This is a genomic window from Actinomadura rubrobrunea NBRC 15275 (assembly GCF_001552235.1).
GTDB lineage: Bacteria > Actinomycetota > Actinomycetes > Streptosporangiales > Streptosporangiaceae > Spirillospora > Spirillospora viridilutea.
Map to the genome: position 1 here is coordinate 1 of NZ_BCQU01000036.1, position 18,435 is coordinate 18,435.

16 protein-coding genes are annotated in these 18,435 nt (G+C 75.8%); 3 read left to right on the forward strand and 13 right to left on the reverse strand.

The annotated features are described in order from the left end of the window. On the forward strand, positions 1–911 hold a 911-nt coding region (locus AR3_RS13505; RefSeq protein WP_169803830.1), incomplete at its 5' end, for an SbcC/MukB-like Walker B domain-containing protein. A gap of 396 nt (positions 912–1,307) precedes the next feature. Here AR3_RS13505 and AR3_RS13510 read toward each other — a convergent pair. The 4 genes from AR3_RS13510 to AR3_RS13525 all read right to left on the reverse strand — a co-directional run bounded on the left by AR3_RS13510 (position 1,308) and on the right by AR3_RS13525 (position 4,912). After that, positions 1,308–1,628 carry a GroES family chaperonin gene (locus tag AR3_RS13510; RefSeq protein WP_067913951.1) on the reverse strand — a complete coding sequence of 107 codons (321 nt, stop codon included), beginning with the start codon at positions 1,626–1,628 and terminating at the stop codon, positions 1,308–1,310. A gap of 9 nt (positions 1,629–1,637) precedes the next feature. Beyond that, on the reverse strand, positions 1,638–2,561 hold the full coding sequence (locus AR3_RS13515) for an NAD-dependent epimerase/dehydratase family protein (RefSeq protein WP_067913954.1): 924 nt from the start codon (positions 2,559–2,561) through the stop codon (positions 1,638–1,640). Positions 2,562–2,632: 71 nt separating this feature from the next. Further along, positions 2,633–3,403, reverse strand: coding sequence for an SDR family NAD(P)-dependent oxidoreductase (locus AR3_RS13520; RefSeq protein ID WP_067913957.1), 771 nt, complete (start codon positions 3,401–3,403; stop codon positions 2,633–2,635). A gap of 9 nt (positions 3,404–3,412) precedes the next feature. After that, positions 3,413–4,912 carry a flavin-containing monooxygenase gene (locus AR3_RS13525; RefSeq protein ID WP_067913959.1) on the reverse strand — a complete coding sequence of 500 codons (1,500 nt, stop codon included), beginning with the start codon at positions 4,910–4,912 and terminating at the stop codon, positions 3,413–3,415. 120 nt (positions 4,913–5,032) lie between these two features. Here AR3_RS13525 and AR3_RS13530 point away from each other — a divergent pair, with 120 nt between their 5' ends. After that, on the forward strand, positions 5,033–5,914 hold the full coding sequence (locus tag AR3_RS13530) for an aldo/keto reductase (RefSeq protein WP_067913961.1): 882 nt from the start codon (positions 5,033–5,035) through the stop codon (positions 5,912–5,914). An 8-nt stretch (positions 5,915–5,922) separates the two neighbouring features. On the opposite strand, the gene AR3_RS13535 is transcribed toward AR3_RS13530, so the two are convergent. Next, positions 5,923–6,645, reverse strand: a complete 723-nt coding sequence (locus tag AR3_RS13535; protein ID WP_067913964.1) for a maleylpyruvate isomerase family mycothiol-dependent enzyme — start codon at positions 6,643–6,645, stop codon at positions 5,923–5,925. Positions 6,646–6,753: 108 nt separating this feature from the next. Continuing rightward, positions 6,754–7,725 carry a diacylglycerol/lipid kinase family protein gene (locus AR3_RS13540; protein WP_067913967.1) on the reverse strand — a complete coding sequence of 324 codons (972 nt, stop codon included), beginning with the start codon at positions 7,723–7,725 and terminating at the stop codon, positions 6,754–6,756. 148 nt (positions 7,726–7,873) lie between these two features. On the opposite strand from AR3_RS13540, the gene AR3_RS13545 reads away from it, so the two are divergent. Then, positions 7,874–8,941, forward strand: a complete 1,068-nt coding sequence (locus AR3_RS13545) for an alpha/beta hydrolase (RefSeq protein ID WP_227023035.1) — start codon at positions 7,874–7,876, stop codon at positions 8,939–8,941. Between the two features lie 49 nt (positions 8,942–8,990). Here AR3_RS13545 and AR3_RS13550 read toward each other — a convergent pair whose 3' ends face one another. The 7 genes from AR3_RS13550 to AR3_RS13580 all read right to left on the reverse strand — a co-directional run bounded on the left by AR3_RS13550 (position 8,991) and on the right by AR3_RS13580 (position 18,430). Beyond that, positions 8,991–9,929 carry a cation diffusion facilitator family transporter gene (locus AR3_RS13550; RefSeq protein WP_067913972.1) on the reverse strand — a complete coding sequence of 313 codons (939 nt, stop codon included), beginning with the start codon at positions 9,927–9,929 and terminating at the stop codon, positions 8,991–8,993. A 235-nt stretch (positions 9,930–10,164) separates the two neighbouring features. Further along, positions 10,165–10,557, reverse strand: coding sequence for an ArsR/SmtB family transcription factor (locus AR3_RS13555; protein WP_067913975.1), 393 nt, complete (start codon positions 10,555–10,557; stop codon positions 10,165–10,167). 164 nt (positions 10,558–10,721) lie between these two features. After that, positions 10,722–11,903 carry a VWA domain-containing protein gene (locus tag AR3_RS13560; RefSeq protein WP_067914051.1) on the reverse strand — a complete coding sequence of 394 codons (1,182 nt, stop codon included), beginning with the start codon at positions 11,901–11,903 and terminating at the stop codon, positions 10,722–10,724. A 44-nt stretch (positions 11,904–11,947) separates the two neighbouring features. Continuing rightward, a complete protein-coding gene (locus AR3_RS13565) occupies positions 11,948–14,302 on the reverse strand; it encodes a DUF5682 family protein (protein WP_067914054.1) in 2,355 nt (784 codons plus the stop codon). Between the two features lie 113 nt (positions 14,303–14,415). Continuing rightward, entirely contained in the window at positions 14,416–15,516 is a 1,101-nt protein-coding gene (locus AR3_RS13570) for an ATP-binding protein (protein ID WP_067913978.1), read from the reverse strand. After that, positions 15,513–17,138: a DUF5691 domain-containing protein gene (locus AR3_RS13575; RefSeq protein WP_067913980.1), complete on the reverse strand. Its 1,626-nt coding sequence runs from the start codon at positions 17,136–17,138 to the stop codon at positions 15,513–15,515. The genes AR3_RS13570 and AR3_RS13575 overlap by 4 nt, the downstream gene beginning before the upstream one ends. Further along, positions 17,135–18,430: an SWIM zinc finger family protein gene (locus AR3_RS13580; protein ID WP_227023034.1), complete on the reverse strand. Its 1,296-nt coding sequence runs from the start codon at positions 18,428–18,430 to the stop codon at positions 17,135–17,137. The genes AR3_RS13575 and AR3_RS13580 overlap by 4 nt, the downstream gene beginning before the upstream one ends. Between the last annotated feature and the right edge of the window lie 5 nt (positions 18,431–18,435).

Genomic DNA, 18,435 nt, shown 5'->3' on the forward strand with positions numbered 1-18,435 from the left:
CCCGCGCCGCGGCGGCCCGGGCGGCGGCCGACGCGGGCTTCGCCGGCCCCGACGACGCGCTCGCCGCCGACCTGGACGAGGCCCGCCGCCGCGACCTCGCCGAGCAGGCCCGCCGGCACGACGACGAGCTGGCCCGCGTCCAGGCCGTCCTCGACGACCCGGACATCGCGGCCGCCGCGCAGGCCCCCGCGCCCGACCTGGAGGCGCTGCGGCGCGCGGAGGAGGCGGCCGAGGCGGCGTACACGGCCGCGGCGTCGGCCGCGGCGAACGCCCGGCGCCGCCGCGAACGCCTCGCCGAGCTGCGCGCCGAGCTGGCGGCCCGCGTCGCCGACTGGCGCCCGGCCGCCCGCCGCCACGCCGTCGCCGAGCGGATGGCGGGCCTGGCCTCCGGCAAGTCGCCGGACAACCGGGACGCCATGTCGCTGTCGGCGTACGTGCTGGCCGCGCGGCTGGAGCAGGTCGTCGCCGCCGCCAACCACCGGCTGGCGCGCATGTCGGCGGGCCGGTACGCGCTCGTCCACACCGTCGACAAGGCGGCGGGCGACCGCAGCAGGAGCGGCGGCGGGCTCGGCCTGCGCGTGGCGGACGCCTGGACGGGCCAGGCCCGCGACCCGGTCACCCTGTCGGGCGGCGAGTCGTTCGTCACCTCGCTGGCGCTGGCGCTCGGCCTGGCCGACGTGGTCACCGCCGAGGCGGGCGGCACCGAGATCAACACCCTGTTCGTGGACGAGGGCTTCGGCAGCCTCGACGAGGAGACCCTCGACGAGGTGATGGACGTCCTGGACGGGCTGCGCGACGGCGGCCGCGCCGTCGGCATCGTCAGCCACGTCGCGGAGCTGCGTACCCGCATCCCCGCGCAGCTGCGCGTCCGCAAGCACCGGCGGGGCTCCACGGCCGTCGTCGCGGTGTGACGGGCGTCCTCGCGGCGCGTGCGGCGCGCGGAGGCATCGGGAAGGCGGTCCGCCGACCGCGGCCGTCGTCCGTGCCGCCCGGCGGGAAGTCCTGGACCGGGGAGCCGGCGGGCGCGCCGATGCGCATCCCCGGACGTGGTTCGCCCCCTGTCGACCCGCCCCTGTCATACGGCGCTCTGTCGTCCGCGCCCTGTCATGCCCGCCCTGTCATGCCCGCCCTGTCATGCCGCCCTGTTGGTACAGTCGCCGCTTCGTGCCGTCCTTTCGCGCCGTCCCTGCGATGCCGGAAGCGGAATCCTCCTCGGCGTTCCCGAGCGATGCCGTCCTGGTGGCGGCCCGTGGACGCGGCGGCCCGCGATCAACGCCGGCGTGGGCGCCCCCGGGGGAGGGACGCGGTCAAAGGTAGAGGCCGGTGCCGTGCTCGGGGCGCTCGCTGGCGATGGCGTGCAGATCCCGCTCCCGCATGACCAGGTAGTTCTCGCCCTGGATCTCGACCTCGTACTGATCCTCGGGATGGAACAGCACCCGGTCGCCGACCTTGACGGTGCGCACGTGGTGGCCGACGCCGCACACTTGGCCCCAGACGAGCCGGTTGGACTGCTCCACGGTGGCCGGGATCACGATGCCGCTGGTGCTGCGCCGCTCCCCGGGCTCCTTCTCGACCTTGATCATGACACGGTCGTGAAGCATCTGGACTTCGAACTTCGGCTCGGACACGCTGGGAGTTTATCCGTTCGCGCGGGTGAGGGCGGCCCACGCGTCGGCGATGATCTGCGGCAGCTCCGACCGCCGCGGACGCCAGCCCAGGTCGTGGCGGACGGCGGTGGCGTCGGAGATCAGCAGGGGCGGTTCGGGCCGGGGCGGGCGGTGCACCGTCGGCACGCGGCGGCCCGTCACCTTCTCCACGGCCGCCACCACGTCGCGGACCGACACCCCGATGCCGCTGCCGACGTTGTAGACGCGGTCCTCGCCGGGCCGGGCGGCGTCCAGCGCGAGGACGTGGGCCTCGGCGAGATCGTCGACGTGCACGTACTCGCGGACCGCGCCGCCGTCGCCGTTGATCTCCAGGTGCGGGGCCCGGCCCGCCGCCACGGCCAGCGCCTTGGGGATCAGCCGGGTCGGATCGGGGTCGCCGCGTCCGTCCACCGAGCCCGCGACGTTGAACGTGCGCAGCACCACCGCGCCGATCGCGCCGGTGCGGGCGTGGAAGCGCACCGCCTGCTCGGCGGCCAGCTTCGAGGCGCCGTAGGGGCTGGTCGGCGCGGGCGTCTGGTCCTCGTGGATCGGCTGCCACTCGGGGGTGCCGTAGACGGCGGCGGTCGACCCGTACACCATGCGCGTGCCGGGGGCGAGCAGGCCCAGCAGGTTGACCGTGCCCTGCACGTTGACCTCGAAGAACCGCAGCGGCTCCGCGAACGACTCGCGGACCCTCGTCAGCGCGGCCAGATGGCACACCGCGTCGTACGGTTCGCGCAGCACGGCCTCCAGCGCCGGCCGGTCGAGCAGGTCGCACACCAGGGGCCGCACCCCCGGCGGCAGGCCCTGGTCGGGGTGGCGGATCAGCCCGTCGACCTCGTGCCCGGCCGCGACGAGACGCCGCCCCACCGCGTATCCGACGTATCCGGCCGCGCCCGTCACCAAGACCCGCATGACGTCAGCATTCCCGCCGCCGGGGAGGGCCCGCAACGCCGACGGGCCCGGCGGCGTCGTCCGGGGTGCGATCAGTCATAGCGGCGGCCGGTGCGCGACGAGACGCGGCCGACGAGCGAGGTCGGCAGCAGGCGGCTGAGGCCGACGAGCGCCTTGTACTGGGCGCCGGGCACGCTGACCCGCAGGCCGCGCCGCAGGTCGCGCAGCGCCGCGTCGACGACCTTGTCCTTGTCCAGCCACAGCGCGTCGGGGACGCCCGACATGTTCATCCCGGCCCGCTGGTGGAACTCGGTGCGCACGAACCCGGGGCACAGCGCCATCACCCGCACGCCGCGGCCGCCGTCGCGCATGGCGATGTCCTCGGCAACGCCCCGGGTGAAGCTCACCACCCACGCCTTGGACGCGCCGTAGGTGCCGCGCACCAGGAACGCCGCCGTGGACGACACGTTGATGATCTCGCCGCGGCCGCGTTCCAGCATGCCGGGCAGGGCCGCGTGGGTCAGCCGCAGCACCGCCTCGCAGTGCACCCGCAGCATCCGCAGCTCGTTCTCCAGGGGGACGTCGAGGAACCTGCCGCCGTGGCCGAACCCGGCGTTGTTGACCAGCAGGTCCACGCCGTCGCGCGCCCGCCGCTCGGCGGCGTCCAGCCCCTCGTCGGAGGCCAGGTCGGCGACGAGCACTTCGGTCCGCACCCCGTAGGCGCCGCCGAGCTCCCGCGCCGTCCGCTCCAGCCGTTCGGCGTCGCGGGCCAGCAGCACCAGGTCGAATCCGTCGGACGCCAGCCGGCGGGCGAAGGCGGCGCCGATGCCCGCGGTGGCGCCGGTGATCAATGCAGTCGGCATGCCCCGAGCCTAGAGGTCCGCCGCCCGCCCGGCGGCCGCGGGGCGGATCGGCCGGGCGCGTCCCGCCCGGAAGTGCCTCGGGTCGGGGCGGCGCGTGGCGCGCCGGTAGGCGAAGGTGAACCCCGGCCAGTTGTTGACGACCTTGCCGTCGGCGGTCATGTACCAGCTCGCGCAGCCGGCCTCCCACACCGTGGCGCGCATCCGCTCGCGCATCCGGCGGTCGAAGGCGTCCTGCGCCTCGGGGCGGACGTCGATCCACGCCAGCCCGGTCTGGCGCAGCGCCCGCACGCATCCCAGCACGTACCGGAACTGCGACTCCAGCATGTAGATGATCGAGTTGTGGCCGAGGTTGGTGTACGGCCCGTACAGCAGGAACAGGTTGGGGAAGCCGCTGACGGCGATGCCCAGATGGGCGCGGGCGCCGTCGCGCCACGCCTCGTCCAGCGTCAGGCCGCCCCGGCCGACGATCTTCATCGGCCCCACGAAGTCGGCGCCGCGGAACCCGGTGGCGTAGACGATCACGTCGACCTCGTGGACGCGGCCGCCGGCCTCGACGCCGGACGGGGTGATCCGCGTGATCGGATCGGTGACCAGGTCGACGTTGGGGCGGGTGAGCGCGGGATAGTAGTCGTCGGACAGCAGGATGCGCTTGCAGCCCATCGGGTAGTCGGGGACGAGCCGGGCGCGCAGCCCAGGGTCGGGGACCTGGGCGCGCAGGATGCGCCGGAACTGCCACGTCAGCAGCCGCATCAGCGCGGGGTACTTGATGAAGGCCAGGGCCCGCGCCTCGTACAGCGCGTAGATCCTGGCGCGGCTCAGCGCGTACAGCCCCGGCACGGCGGCCAGCAGCGTCTTCTCCCAGGCCCGGTACGGCCGGTCCGGTTTGCCGATCACGTACGGCGCCGACCGCTGGAACACCACCAGCCGTTCGGCCGTCGTGGCGAGCTCCGGCACGATCTGGATCGCGCTCGCGCCGGTGCCGATCACCGCCACCCGCTTGCCGGACAGGTCGACGCCGTGGTCCCAACGGGCGGAGTGGAAGCTGGGCCCGGCGAAGGAGTCCCGTCCCTCGATGTCCGGCAGCGCGGGCCGGTTGAGCTGCCCGCACGCGCTGATCAGCACCCGCGCCGCCAGCCGGTCGCCGCCGGAGGTGGAGACCCGCCAGAGGCCGGCCTCTTCGTCGAACCGCGCTTCGGTCACTTCGGCGCCGAACCGGATGAGCGGCAGCACGTCGTACTTGCGCGCCACGTGCCACAGGTAGTCGAGGATCTCCTGTTGCCGCGGGAAGCGGCGGCTCCAGTCGACCTTGGGCTCGAACGAGAACGAGTACAGGTGCGACGGGATGTCGCAGGCGGCGCCGGGATAGGTGTTGTCGCGCCAGGTCCCGCCCAGCCCGTCGGCCTTTTCCAGGACCACCACGTCCCGCACCCCGGCCCGCAGCAGCCGGGCGGCCATGCCGATCCCGCCGAACCCGCTCCCGATGATCACGACGTCGTGCGGTGCGTCCATGCTGCCGTCCGGTGTGCGCGGGGGATCCGTACGCCCCGAGGATAATGACCAATTGGTCATCTGCCTAGGTGCGCACTCAGCCGTTCGCCCGAGCCGGGGGCGCCGAGCAGTCTGAGGGGCATGACCAGACAGATCGACGCGACCGCGGCCGGACACTGGACGCTGGGCGGCGACCTGCGGGTCGCCAGGATGGGGTTCGGCGCGATGCGCCTGCCCGGCGATCCGCGTGCCGGCAGGCTGAACGACCGCGACACCGCGCTGAAGATCGTGCGCCGGGCGGTGGAGCTCGGCGTCGACCACATCGACACCGCCGCGTTCTACTTCCACGGCGACCTGTCCGCCAACGAGCTCATCCGGGCGGCCCTGCACCCGTACCCGGACGGCCTGGTGATCGCCACCAAGGTCGGTCCGTACCGGGGGCCGGGCGACGCCATGCCGACGGGGGAGCTGGCCGCCGGGGACCTGCGCGCCGAGGTGGAGCGCAACCTGCGCGAACTCGGCCGCGACCAGCTGGACCTGGTGTACCTGCGCCCCGGCCTCCTGGAGCCGCCCGGCGACGAGTCGATCGGGGAGCGGTTCGCGGTGCTGGCCGAACTGCGCGAGCGGGGGCTGATCCGGCATCTGGGCGTCAGCCACGTGTCGGCCGCCCAGCTCGCCGAGGCGCGCCGGATCGCGCCGGTGGCCGCGGTGCAGAACCGCTTCGACGTGACGATGCCCGCGGACACCGCGCTGCTGGACGTGTGCACCCGCGAGAAGATCGCCTTCGTGCCCTACTTCCCGCTCGGCGGGTTCGGCCTCCCCGACGACGACCGCGTCCGGCGGGTCGCGGCGCGCCACGGGGCGACCACGGCGCAGGTGCTGCTGGCAGGGCTGCTGGCCCTGTCGCCCGTGATGCTCGCCATCCCGGGAACGTCCGATCCGGCCCACTTGGAGGAGAACATCGCCGCCGCGGGCCTGCGCCTCACCGACGAGGACCTCGCCGACCTGTCCGCCGTCGGCTGACCGCCCGGTCAGGCCAGGCAGACCAGCGCCGCGCGCAGCTCCGGATCGAGCGGGTGCTCGTCGGGCAGCCGGTTCACGGCGGCCTCGACGAAGTCGGACGTGGACAGCCGCGCCTCCCGGGCGTCCCCGCCGGCCCGGCCGTCCAGGAGCACCCGCACCCCGCCCGGGACGTCCTCGACCCGCACGGGCGAGCCGCGCTCGGCGAGAACGAACCGGGCCACCCGGGCCCGCCACTGCGACCGCGCCGGCTCCTCGCCCTCCGCGACGGGGACGCCCACGTCGTCGGCGTGCGCGGCGTAATCGGAGGCGTAGTGGAAGGCCTGCAGGCCCACCGGGTACGGGCCGGCCATCGTCGGCAGCATCGCGTCGGCGCCGCGCTCGCGCATGCGGCGCCGCGTGTCGCCGTTCTGGCGGCGCCATTCGCCCAGCACCCCGGCGACCGGCAGCCCGCGGCGGGTGTCGACGCACCACTGGTTGAATCCGTCCACGCCGCTCACGCCCTCCTTGGCCAGGCGGTTGAACAGCACGTCGAGCTCGTCGTCCAGACAGGCGTGGTTGTACAGCTCCGCCCCGGCCAGGTGCGCCAGCACATCGCGGACCGACCAGCCGGCGCACCGGGACGGCCGGTCCCAGTCGTCGGGGCCCAGCTCGGCGAAGAAGGCGTCCAGCCGCTCGGCCTCGCGGTCGAAGATGTCGAAGGGGTTCAGCCCACTGAGGATGTCGGACTCCATGCGGTTATGCCTCCCCCTTCCGGCGCCGCGCCGAACCCGCCGGGCCCGCCGGAACCGATCACTCGCGCCGTCCGCCCGCCCGGACGGCGCGGACCCGGGGCCGACGGCTCAGGTGTCCACGAAGGACTGCGGGACGATCACCCGCAGGGCGTTGCCGAGCAGCCGCACCGTCACCGGGGTGCGGCCGCGGATCTCGCCGTCCACGTCGACCTGCAGCGGCGGGTCGGTGGCGATGTGCACCTCGTCGGTGGTGAGGAACGCGTCCTCGCGCAGCGACCGCCACGGGCCGGTGAGCTGGTGCCGCGCGGTCGCCGACGCCAGCCGCAGCCGCCGCTCGTCGCCCAGCCGGTACACCGCCAGCAGCCGGTCGTCGGGGCTGGCGTCGCGGGCGATGCGCTGGCCGCTGTGATGGGCGCCGTTGGCCACGTTCAACTGGTGCGTGGTGACCTCCTGGACCCGGTCGCCGGCGCGGATGGTGGCGCGGAACGCCTCGTGCCGCGGCAGCAGCCACGCCGCCGTCAGCGCGTAGGCGCCCCGGCCCAGCACCCGTTTCAGGCCGTGCGGGACGTGCTGGGCGACGTGCACGGACAGGCCGAGGCTGACCATGTTGGCGAAGATGAGGCGCCCGCCGTCGGTCTCGGCGCCCGAGCCGTCGGGCCGGGTGCCGCGCACCCAGCCCACGTCCACGTCGGCGACCTTGCCGTCGCGCAGCACCGCCACCGCGTCCTTCAGGTTCAGCGGCAACTCCAGGCTGCGGGCGAAGTTGTTGGTGGTGCCCAGCGGCAGCACGCCGAGGGCGGCGTCGCGGTGCGCCAGGTGGCTGACGGCCTCGGCGACCGTGCCGTCGCCGCCGCCGACCACCACCAGGTCCGGCTCCAGGGCCAGCACGCCGGTGAAGATCTCCCGCAGCCGCGCCGGGTCGGTCACCGGGACCGTCTCGACGAACCGCAGGCCCGCCGCGTCCAGCAGCTCCCGGGCCCGGTCGAACAGGCGGCGGCCGCGCCGCGAGCGCGCGTTGACGACCAGCACGGCGCGTCCGCCGTCGCGGATGGCCGCCTGCAGCTGCGACTTGCTGCGCATCGCGCGGGGTCCTGGGCCGTCCATTCGATCCCCCTGACGTCGGTCGCCCGCCCCGTCCTCGGCGAACCTGCCGCGCACATTTTATTTCCCCGTTACTCTGCGTTGGACGTCCGGAGAACGGGGACAATTCCGTCAAGCGGAGCGCGAGATGTCGGCGGGGCGGACGATGGGGCGGCGCGGCTTGATCGGAATGGGCGTGATCGCCGGGGTCGCGGGGGTCGCGGGAGTGCTGGCGTCGATCGCGCCGGAAGGGCCCGCGCGGGTGCCCGGCCGCCGCCGCAGGGCCCCCGCCGGCGCCGACGACGGCGCGGCCGTCATCGGAGAACGCCGCGTCGGTCGGCGCATCCTCGACCTGACCATCCGGTCACCCGTGTTGGACCGCCTCGCGCGGGTCAGGCTGCTGCTGCCCCGCGGCTGGAGCCGGGACGGCTCGCGCGCCTGGCCGGCGCTGTGGCTGCTGAGCGGCGCGTACGGCGGCGACGGCGAGGACGGCCACACCGCCTGGACCGCCCACACCGACGTCGAAGGGCTCACCGAGGACCTGGACGTCATCGTCGTCATGCCGGACGGCGGCCCCTGCGCCTCCTGCACCGACTGGTGGAATCGCGGCGCCGGCGGGCCGCCTCAATGGGAGACCTTCCACCTCACGGAGCTGCGGCAGATCCTCGAACGCGGCTACGGCGCCGGGACGGCGCGCGCCGTCGCCGGCAACGCCATGGGCGGCACCGGCGCCTTGGCGTACGCGGCGCGCCACCGGGGTCTGTTCCGGGCGGCGGCCTCCTTCAGCGGCTTCGTCCACACCCTGTACCGGGACGAGAGCGGCCTGGACGTGGCCGACCTGGTGGAACTGGGCGTGGCGATCGGCCGCCCCGGCGCCGCCTGGACCGACGTGTGGGGCGACCCGGACGCCCAGCGGGCGGTGTGGCGCCGGCACAACCCCTACGACCTGGCCGACCGCCTGTCCGGCGTGCGGCTGTACGTCAGCGCGGGCGACGGCGCCCCCGGCGGCGGGGCGCGCCGCGACGGCGCCGAGGACACGGGCCGCCGCGACGTCCTGGAGACCCTCGCGCACACCCTGGCCCTCGAGTTCACCGGCAAGCTGAGAACGCTGGGCATCCCGGTGTCGACCCACTTCTACGAGGGCACGCACGACTGGCCGTACTGGGAGCGCGAGCTGCGCGCCGCCCTGCCCGTCCTCACCGCCGAGATCGTGTGACGGCCGCGGCCGTGATCGGCGCGCGTCCGTGATCGGTGCGCCTCCGTGATCAGTGGCCGCAGCCCGGGTCGGCGAGGTGGTCGTGCCGTTCCCCCGAGCCGTTCACGTGCCGGGGGCCGTGCGGGTCCTCGCAGTGGAAGTCCTCGTCGACGTGGTCGACCTCGAGGGTCGTGTGGACGATCCCGTAGGAGGAGCGCAGCACGTCCTGCAGATCGCGGCGCACCGCGTGGCAGTCGCCCCGCGGCTCCACCAGCACGTGCGCCGACAGCGCGGGGTAGCCGGAGCTGACCTCCCACACGTGCAGGTCGTGCACCTCCTCCACGCAGGGGCGCCCCGCCAGCCGCGCGCCGATCTCGGTGGGGTCCACGCCCGCCGGGGCCGCCTCCATGAGCACCCGCCCGGCGTCGCGCAGCAGCCCGTACCCCGCCTTCAGCATCAGCGCGGCCACCACCAGCGAGGCGATCGCGTCGGCGCGGGCGAACCCGGAGACCCACACCACCAGGCCCGCGACGGCCGTGGACACGAACGCGAACAGGTCGTTGAGGACGTGCTGGAACGCCCCCTCGACGTTGAGGCTGCGCCGGTCGGCCCGGCCGATCAGCCAGGTCGCCGCCAGGTTCACGGCGATGCCGGCCAGGGACGTCCAGAACACCATGCCGCCGTCCACCGCCGGCGGGTCGATGAGCCGGTAGACGCCCTCGTAGACGAAGTACGCCGCCAGCAGGATCAGCGTCAGCCCGTTCAGCTGCGCCGACAGGATCTCCGCGCGGCGCAGCCCGTAGGTGTAGCCGCCCTTGGGGGGACGCGCCGCGATCCGCATCGCCACCAGCGCCAGCGCGATCGCGAACGCGTCGGTCAGCATGTGCCCGGCGTCGGTGATCAGCGCCAGGGAGCGGGCGGCGAGGCCGACGACCACCTCGCCGGCCATGAACGCCAGGAGCAGGGCGAGCGCCGCCGCCAGCAGACGGCGGTCGGCGTCCGCCGACATCGCATGCCCGTGTCCGTGCCCGTGTCCGTGCCCATGTCCGTGTCCGTGGGCGTGCCCCCGGGCATGCCCCTGGGCACGGCCGTGACCGTCGGCTCGTGCGCGCCCGAACAGGGGAATCCGCCCGCGCCGGGCACGGCGCTTCCCGGCGACGCTCTCCCGATCCGCGCTCATGGGCTGCACCCGCTCCTCTCCGGGGCCGTGAAGCGCCGTCGGCGCGCCCCGGCCGGGGGCGCGGTCACGCTTCGTCCTCCTGGTGCCCGACATGCGCCAGGGCGAGATCGAGCAGCATCCTGACGTGCGAGTCGGCCAGCCGGTAGTAGGCCATGCGCCCGGACCGGCGGGCGCGCACCACGCCGCTGGCGCGCAGCAGGCGCAGCGCGTGCGAGACCGCGGACTCCGAATGCCCGCACGCGGCCGCGATGTCGCACACGCACATCTCCCCGCCCTCCAGCAGCGCCGTGATGATCCGCAGCCGCCCCGGGTCCGCCAGCAGCCCGAACACCTGCGCCAGGTCGACGATCTGCTCGTCGGCGGGCAGGGCCGCGGTGACCACGGCGACCTTCTCCGGGTCCACCACGCGCACCGCGCATCCGTCGGCGACCGCGCGGACATCTGAACTGCTGCTCATATGAGCAAAGATAATCCCTGTCCGGTCGGCGGGCTCGGCCGGGCCCCTCGTCGGTCGGGACGGGACCATCGAGCAGGGCATCACGCCCGTCCCGCGGCACGGCGGCCGCACCGGGCCGCCGGCCGGTGCGGCGGCCCGGTTCCGCGGTCACGTGCGGGGCGCGGTCAGGTGAGGGCGCGTTCCGCCCACTCCTTGATGTCGCGGCGCTGGACGGCCGCCGCCATCAGGTCGGGGAAGGCGTCCGGGGTGCAGGCGAACGCGGGGACCCCGAGAGCGGCCAGGGAGGCCGCGTTCTCCCGGTCGTAGGCGGGCGCGCCCTCGTCCGACAGCGCCAGCAGCGCGATCACCTGGACGCCCGCCGCGGTCAGCGCGGCGACCCGCTGGAGCATCGCCGCGCGGTCGCCGCCCTCGTACAGGTCGCTGAGCAGCACCATGATCGTTTCGCGGGGCCGGGTGATCAGGCCCTGGCAGTACGCCAGCGCGCGGGCGATGTCGGTGCCGCCGCCGAGCTGGGTGCCGAACAGCACCTCCACCGGGTCGTGCAGCTGCTCGGTCAGGTCCACCACGCTGGTGTCGAACACCACCAGGGACGTGCGCAGCGAGCGCATCGACGCCAGCACCGCGCCGAACACCCCCGCGTACACGACCGACTCCGCCATCGAGCCGCTCTGGTCGACGCACAGCACCACGTCCCGCTTGACCGCCTGGTCGCGCCGCCCGTACCCGATCAGCCGCTCGGGGACGAGCGTGCCGTGCTCGGGCAGGTAGTGGCGCAGGTTGGCGCGGATCGTGCGGTTCCAGTCCACGTCGGCCGGGCGGCGCGGCCGCGACGTGCGCGACGAGCGGTCCAGCGCGCCCGCGACCGCCGAACGGGTGCGCTGGGCCAGCCGCCGCTCCAGGTCCGCCACGACCTTGCGGACGACCGCGCGGGCCGACTCGCGGGCCCGCTCCGGCATGACCTTGTTGAGCGCCAGCAGCGTGCCCACCAGGTGCACGTCGGGTTCGACGGCGTCCAGCATCTCCGGCTCGAGCAGCAGCCGGGTCAGGTTGAGGCGCTCGATGGCGTCCTTCTGCATCACCTGCACGACCCTGGAGGGGAAGTAGGCGCGGATGTCGCCCAGCCAGCGCGCCACGCTGGGCGCCGAGTCGCCCAGACCCCCGTCGCGGCGCCCCGATCGAGGGCGGCCGTCGTCCGGGCCGCCGCGGCCGTAGAGCTTCTCCAACGCCGCGTCCATGCGCGCCTCCGAGCCCTTGAGCGCGACGCCGGTGCCGTCGGCGGCCCCGCCGCCCAGCACCAGCCGCCACCGCCTGAGCCGCTCCCGGTCGGCGTCGGTCGCGTCGTTCATCCGCCCGTTCACCCGCCCGTTCACCCGGTCGTTCACGCGGTCGTTCACGCGGGGGCCTCCCAGCCGAGGATGCGCAGGGCCGTCGCGGCGGCGGCCGCCGCGCGGCCCGCGTCGATGTCGTCGTCCCGCGCCGCGGCGGGCGGCCCGGCGGCGTCGAGCCGCCGGACCCGCTCGCCGATGGCGCGCCGCTCCGCCGCCGCGTACCCGCCGAACGTGCGGCGCAGCAGCGGCAGCACCGCGGTGAACGCGTCGGCCGGCAGCCCGGCGATCCAGCCGTCCAGCAGGCGCAGCAGGTCGTCGTCGTGCACGAGCAGCAGTCCGCCGCCCGACAGGAACCCCTCCACCCAGGCGGCGGCGCGGTCGGGCGCGACGCCGACCGACACGGCGCGGGCCATGCGGTCCGGGACGTCGTCGAGCCGCCCGGCGTCCAGCAGCAGCCGGGTCAGCCGCCCCTCCAGCAGGCCGTGCACGGCGCGGTCGCCGTCCCGGTCGACCAGGACGCGCAGGGTCCGCAGCCAGCGGGCGGTGTGGTCGTCGTCGCCGAGCAGGGACAGCGCCCCGTGCACGGCGTCGATGTGCCCGAGCATCTCCCGGGACGCGTCGTCGTCCAGCCCGGTGACGGCCGGGGGCAGGCCCACGCACACGCGCACCACCAGGCCGTCGACCACGGTGCGCAGCGGGCCGGTGGGAGTGCCGCGCACGTCGCCGTACCGCAGGGCGCGCACCAGGGCGGGCAGCGCGGCCATCAGGTGCGCCACGTCCGCGTCGACCGCGGCGCGGTCGGCCAGGGCCCGCATCACGGCGGGCAGGGCGTCGCCGAGGTCGGCCAGCAGGCACCGCTCGGCCAGGGACGTCAGCTCCGCCAGGGTGGCCGCCTGCGCCGCCATCGCCGTCGCGCGCGCGGCCGCGGCCCCGTGCACGGTGGTGCCCCACGCGCCGGCCTCGATCAGCTCGACGTCGAACTCCGGCCGCCACATCAGCGTCCAGCTCTCGCGGAACGTGCCCTTGGACCGGCCCTGCGCCTCCTGCGGCACGCCCCAGTCGACGCCCAGCAGCCGCAGCCGGTGCAGCAGGCGGCTGCGGTCCAGGTCGAGCGCCTTGCGCAGGTCGAGGTCGTACTCCTTGTCCAGCGCGGACGGCTTGAGCCGCAGCCGCCGCTGCTCGGCCTGCAGGTCGCGCTGCAGCGGCACCATCGGGGTCCGCTCGGGCACCGACCCGAGCCGCTCGCCCACCACCATCCGCCGCTGGATCAGCTCCACCGGCAGCTCGTTGCCCTCGCACAGCACCGCCCGGACCGCCTCGGTGACCTCGTCCAGACCGGCCAGCGGACGCCCGCGCAGCGCCGCCAGCGCCTCGGCCAGCCGCACCGCCTCGATGACGTGCGCGGACGACACGTGCAGGTCCTCCTCGCGCAGCACCCGCGCGGCCTCGGTCAGCCACCGCTCGATCGGCCGGTCCCCGGACGTGAACAGGTGGTGGTACCAGCCGGGGGACCGCACGCCCGCGCCGTACCCGGAGCGGTCGGCCAGCCTGCCGTGCGTCCACGGCACCCAGGTCATCGCGACCTTGGTCTTGGGCAGGCCGCGCAGCGTCCGCTCGTCGCGCGCCGCCGGGACCTTCTCCAGCAGCGCCGGGACGTGCCAGGCGCCGCAGACGACCGCGACGCGCTCGTACCCGTCCTTGAGCGCGCGGCGCAGGGTGCGGCGCATGTACGCCTCCCGCTGCTCCTCGCGCCGCAGGCAGCCGGGCGGCAGGGGGCCGTGCTCCCGCTCGGGGAGCGCGGCCAGCCGGGCGCGCAACTCGGTCATCGCCTCGGCGATCGCGGGGAACGGGGAGGGCCCGTCGCCGCGGTGCTCCACCACGTCGTCCCACCAGCGTTCGGCGTCGTCGTACCCGGCGGCCCGCGCCAGCCAGCCCAGCGGGTCCAGGCGGATGTCCTGCTCCGGCGGCTCGTCCCGCCCCTCGGGGGTTTCGGCGGCGGGCCGCCCGTCCTCGGCGGAAGGGGGCGCCTCGGGCCCGGCCGGCCCGGGATCGCCGGCGTCCGCGTCCGGCTCCTGCCGGGCGAGCTGGTGGGCGGCGGGCAGGTCGCAGAAACGGACGGGGACGCCCGCCTCCAGGGCGTAGCGGATCGCCTGCCACTCGGGGCTGAACTCGGCGAACGGCCAGAACGCCGCCCGCCGTTCGGTCGCCTCGGCGCCGTCGGCTGACGGGGTGCGGCCGGGGGAGTAGGCCAGCAGCGCCACCGGCGGCACCATGCCCGGGTCGGCGGCCAGGTCGACCAGGTCGTCGGCCTCCGGCGGCCCCTCGATCAGCACCGCCTCGGGCTTGAACTCCTCCAGCGCGCGCCGCACCGCCCGCGCCGACCCGGGGCCGTGGTGCCGGATCCCGTACACCTCCACCTGCGCCCGCTCCCCGCGGTCGGGCGCCCGCCGGCGCGCCGCCTGGCCCGCGGCGTGCGGGGCTGCCGGTGCCGCGTCCGGGACGGCGCCGGCGGGACGGGGCGGGGACGGGCTCAAGACACCTCCCGGCACGCGCGGTAGAAGTCCTGCCAACCGGGCCGTTCCCGGACGACAGTCTCCAGGTACTCCTGCCACGCGACCCGGTCGGACACCGGGTCCTGGACGACGGCGCCGACGATGCCGCCCGCCACGTCCGCGGCGCGCAGCACGCCGTCGCCGAAGTGCGCCGCCAGCGCCAGCCCGTTGGTGATCACCGAGATGGCCTCGGCGGTGCTCAGCGTGCCGCTGGGCGACTTGAGCTTGGTGCGGCCGTCGTCGGTCAGCCCGGCGCGCAGCTCCCGGAAGACGGTCACCACCCGGCGGATCTCGTCCAGGCCCGCGGGCGCGTCCGGCAGCTCCAGCGCCCTGCCGATCTGCTCCACCCGGCGGGCCACGATGTCGACCTCCTCCTCCGCCGTGGCGGGCAGCGGCAGCACCACCGTGTTGAACCGGCGGCGCAGCGCGCTGGACAGCTCGTTGACGCCCCGGTCCCGGTCGTTGGCGGTGGCGATCACGGTGAAGCCCTTGCGGGCCTGCACTTCGACGCCCAGCTCGGGCACGGGCAGGGTCTTCTCCGACAGGATCGTGATGAGCGTGTCCTGCACGTCCCCGGGCATGCGGGTCAGCTCCTCGATGCGGGCCACCGCGCCGGTGCGCATCGCCTTCATCAGCGGGCTCTCCACCAGCGCCTTCTCCGACGGGCCCTCGGCCAGCAGCCGGGCGTAGTTCCACCCGTACCGCACGGCCTCCTCCGTCGTGCCGGCCGTGCCCTGCACCAGCAGCGTGGAGTCGCCGCTCACCGCCGCCGCCAAGTGCTCGGACACCCACGTCTTGGCGGTGCCGGGCACGCCGAGCAGCAGCAGCGCCCGGTCGGTCGCCAGCGTGGCCACGGCGACCTCCATCAGCCGCCGCGGGCCGATGTACTTGGGGGAGATGCGCGAGCCGTCGGGCAGCTCGCCGCCCATCAGGTACGTGGTGACCGCCCACGGCGACAGCCGCCACCCGGGCGGGCGCGGCCGGTCGTCGTGCTCGGCCAGCCGGGCCAACTCGTCGGCGTACTGCTGCTCGGCGTGCGGCCGCAGCACGCCGGCCGGGGGAGTGGAGTCGGTGGTCACGAGGTCAGCTCCTTCAGCATCTCGTGGCGGAAACGCAAGGTCTCGGTCAGTTCGGCCAGCGCGTGCCCGGCGGCGCCCGCCGGGGCGGCGCCCGGCCGGGCCGCGAGGGCCTCCAGCCGGGGCGCGGCGTCGGGGGTGAGCCGCTGGTCGGCCAGGCGGCACAGCTGGGTCAGGGTGTGCTCGTAGGGCCGCGCCCGCCGCTCGGCCGCCCCCGCCAGGGCGACGACCACGGCGTCGGCCAGCTGGCCCGTCCACGGGCCGGGGATGCGTTCGAGCACGCGCAGCAGGTCGGGGCCGCCCTCCACCCAGCGGATCAGATCGGCGGCGGCCTGGTCGCGTTCGTCGGCCGGGAGCACCTGGAGCAGCTCGGCCAGAGCCTCCGGCTCGTCGGCCAGGACGCCGCCCTTGAGCAGCGCCCGCGCCCAGGCGACGTCGCGTTGCCGCAGCGCGGCCCGCGCCCAGCCGATGTGCACGTCGCGGGCGGCGCGGGCGTCCCCGCCGCGGCGCGCGTCGCCGTCCTCGCGGTCGCCGTGCCCCGCCGCCTCGGTCACGGGCAGGCAGACGATCTCCATGGGCGGCAGCCCGAACAGCTCCGTCCAGGTCGCCAGGGGCGTGCGGGCCAGGATCTCCCGCAGCCAGGCCGCCCGCGTCCCGACCGGCCCGCCGGACCGGCCGCCCGGAGCGAACGACCCGGAGGGGTGGAACGGGACGCCGTCGCGGGCGAGGTCCTCGTCGTGCGTGCGCGGGGGCTCCACCGCCGCCCACAGGCGCCGCCGTCCCCGCACCGTGCGCTCCAGCGGGCGGACGCAGGCGCGGGCGCGGGCCGCCATGCGCTCCCCGTACGCCGAGCCGGGCAGCCGCGCCAGCAGGTCGGCGGCGATCTGCCGGACGTCCTTGCCGCGGTCCTCCAGGGCCGACTCCAGGAACTCCTCGTCGTCGGGCGACAGCCCGTGCTCGAAGGTGGCCAGGAACGCCGCCCGGTCGGGCGCGGGCTCCCGGCCCCAGGTCTCGCGGAGCGCCTCGCGCGCCGCGGCCGGGTCGCTGCCGCGCAACGCCGTCAGGTAGGCGACCCGCTGGTTGCGGGTGCCGGTCTGCCACACCTCCGGCCCGCCGCCCGGGTCGTCCCCGGACCCCACCAGGTACGCCCACTCGGTGTTCCGCAGCGCGAGCCACACGCCGCGCCGCCCCGCCGCGCGGGCGATGGCCGGGCGCAGCATCCGGTCGCTGCGGCCGCGTTCGAGCAGGTCGGGCAGCAGCCGCGCGGGGACGCGGCGCCCGGCGGCCGCGGCGGCCTCCAGCCATTCGGGCAGGACCCGGATCTGCGTGCCGCCCAGGATCTGCGCCAGCCGCCGCGCGGCCGCGGGCGGGACGACCGGCAGATCTTCCACGGGGGCCGGTGCGATCGGCTCCAGGGACCTGAGCGGACGCCTGCCCGCGCGCCGCCGCACCGTCAGCACGGCGGCCTGGTCCAGCAGCCGCGCCGCCGGGTCGTCGACCTCGGCGGGCGCCTCGGGCAGGGACGGGGCCGGCCGGCGGCGCGTGCCCAGCAGGGCCGCGGTGACGTGCTCGTTCCACCCGCGCTCGGGGGTCCGGGAGCCCGAGGCGTCCGGCGCCGTGCTCACAGGATCACCATCCCCTCGTCCTCGTGCCAGGCCGCCAGGGGCCGCAGCCCGCGCGGCGTCCACTCCCCGGCGAAGGTGAACGGGTGCCCGCCCGAGACCGCCAGCAGCCGCCACGGGTCGGTCGGCCGCAACGGGAGCGCGTCCCCCGCCTCGTCCATGACGTGCAGGACACCGTCCCCCGAGCGGGCCAGACGTACCGCCGCCAGCGTCACCGGCCAGCGGTCGACCCACGGATCGCGCGCCAGGGCGGCGGCGTGCTCGTCCAGGAACCCGCGGATCGACGTGCCGTCGGGCACCGCGGGCACGGCGGGGCCGTGCCGTTCGCCGACCAGCGCCCGCAGCGGCTGCGCGCCCGGATAGAACAGCAGCTCGGCGTCGATCTCCGTGCCGACCATCAGCGAGGCGTCCAGCGGCCGCCCCGGCGCCGCGAACGACAGCACCAGCGCGGGCCGCCGCGTGCGGCGCCCCCGCAGCCACACCCGCCGGGTGATGAGCCGCTCCTGCTCGGAGTCGTGCAGGCCCGTCACGCACCAGCGGTCGCGGACCCGCTCACCGCGCTCGGCCACCTCGTCCTGCGACAGCGTGAACCCGACCCGCGCCCGCACCGTCTCGCGCAGCGCCTCGGGGAGCTCCTCGCCGCGCTGGTAGGCGCGCACCAGAAGCCGCAGCAGCGCGTACTCCTCGAGGAGCCGGTCGGGCCATCCCGGCCGCCGGGGGATCGCCGCCAAGCCCTTGACCTGCCCGGCCAGCGTGCCCGCCTGGGCGTCCACCAGGCGCCGGGCGACGTCGTCCCACAGCCGGTAGGGCGCGTGCTCGGCCTGCGCGAGACCCTGGGCGACCTGGTCGCGCAGCCACTGGTCGAGCTCGGCGAGGCCGTCGTCGACCCGCTGCCGCCGCCGTTCGGCGGTCTTGGGGTCCCTGGTCCTGGACGCCGCGGACGTGCGGTCGCGCGCCTTGGCGGCGCGGGCGCGCCGCTGGTCGACCCATTCGGCCGCCCACGCCGGGCGGTCCCCGCCGCCGACCGCCCCGTCGCTCCACAGCAGGAGCAGCCCCAGGGCGTGCTTGCAGGGGAACTTGCGGCTGGGGCAGGTGCACCGGAACGCCGGCTCGGTCAGGTCGACGCACGTCCGGTAGGCGCTCTTGCCGCTGCCCTTGCACTCGCCCCACAGCGACTCGCCGTCGGCGCCCGCCCCGCGCCACTTGGCGGGTTCGGCGACCCCGGCGGCGGCCTTGGCCGACGCCGCGTCGGGCGCGAGCCCGAGCACCTGCTCCCGACCCCATCGATCGCTCACACGGC

Excerpts from the sequence above, each read along its gene's own strand:
- AR3_RS13515 (WP_067913954.1), bottom strand. The coding sequence starts at position 2,561 with ATGCGGGTCTTGGTGACGGGCGCGGCCGGATACGTCGGATACGCGGTG.
- AR3_RS13520 (WP_067913957.1), bottom strand. The coding sequence starts at position 3,403 with ATGCCGACTGCATTGATCACCGGCGCCACCGCGGGCATCGGCGCCGCC.
- AR3_RS13525 (WP_067913959.1), bottom strand. The coding sequence starts at position 4,912 with ATGGACGCACCGCACGACGTCGTGATCATCGGGAGCGGGTTCGGCGGG.
- AR3_RS13530 (WP_067913961.1), top strand. The coding sequence starts at position 5,033 with ATGACCAGACAGATCGACGCGACCGCGGCCGGACACTGGACGCTGGGC.
- AR3_RS13535 (WP_067913964.1), bottom strand. The coding sequence starts at position 6,645 with ATGGAGTCCGACATCCTCAGTGGGCTGAACCCCTTCGACATCTTCGAC.
- AR3_RS13540 (WP_067913967.1), bottom strand. The coding sequence starts at position 7,725 with ATGCGCAGCAAGTCGCAGCTGCAGGCGGCCATCCGCGACGGCGGACGC.
- AR3_RS13545 (WP_227023035.1), top strand. The coding sequence starts at position 7,874 with ATGTCGGCGGGGCGGACGATGGGGCGGCGCGGCTTGATCGGAATGGGC.
- AR3_RS13550 (WP_067913972.1), bottom strand. The coding sequence starts at position 9,929 with ATGTCGGCGGACGCCGACCGCCGTCTGCTGGCGGCGGCGCTCGCCCTG.
- AR3_RS13555 (WP_067913975.1), bottom strand. The coding sequence starts at position 10,557 with ATGAGCAGCAGTTCAGATGTCCGCGCGGTCGCCGACGGATGCGCGGTG.
- AR3_RS13560 (WP_067914051.1), bottom strand. The coding sequence starts at position 11,903 with ATGAACGACGCGACCGACGCCGACCGGGAGCGGCTCAGGCGGTGGCGG.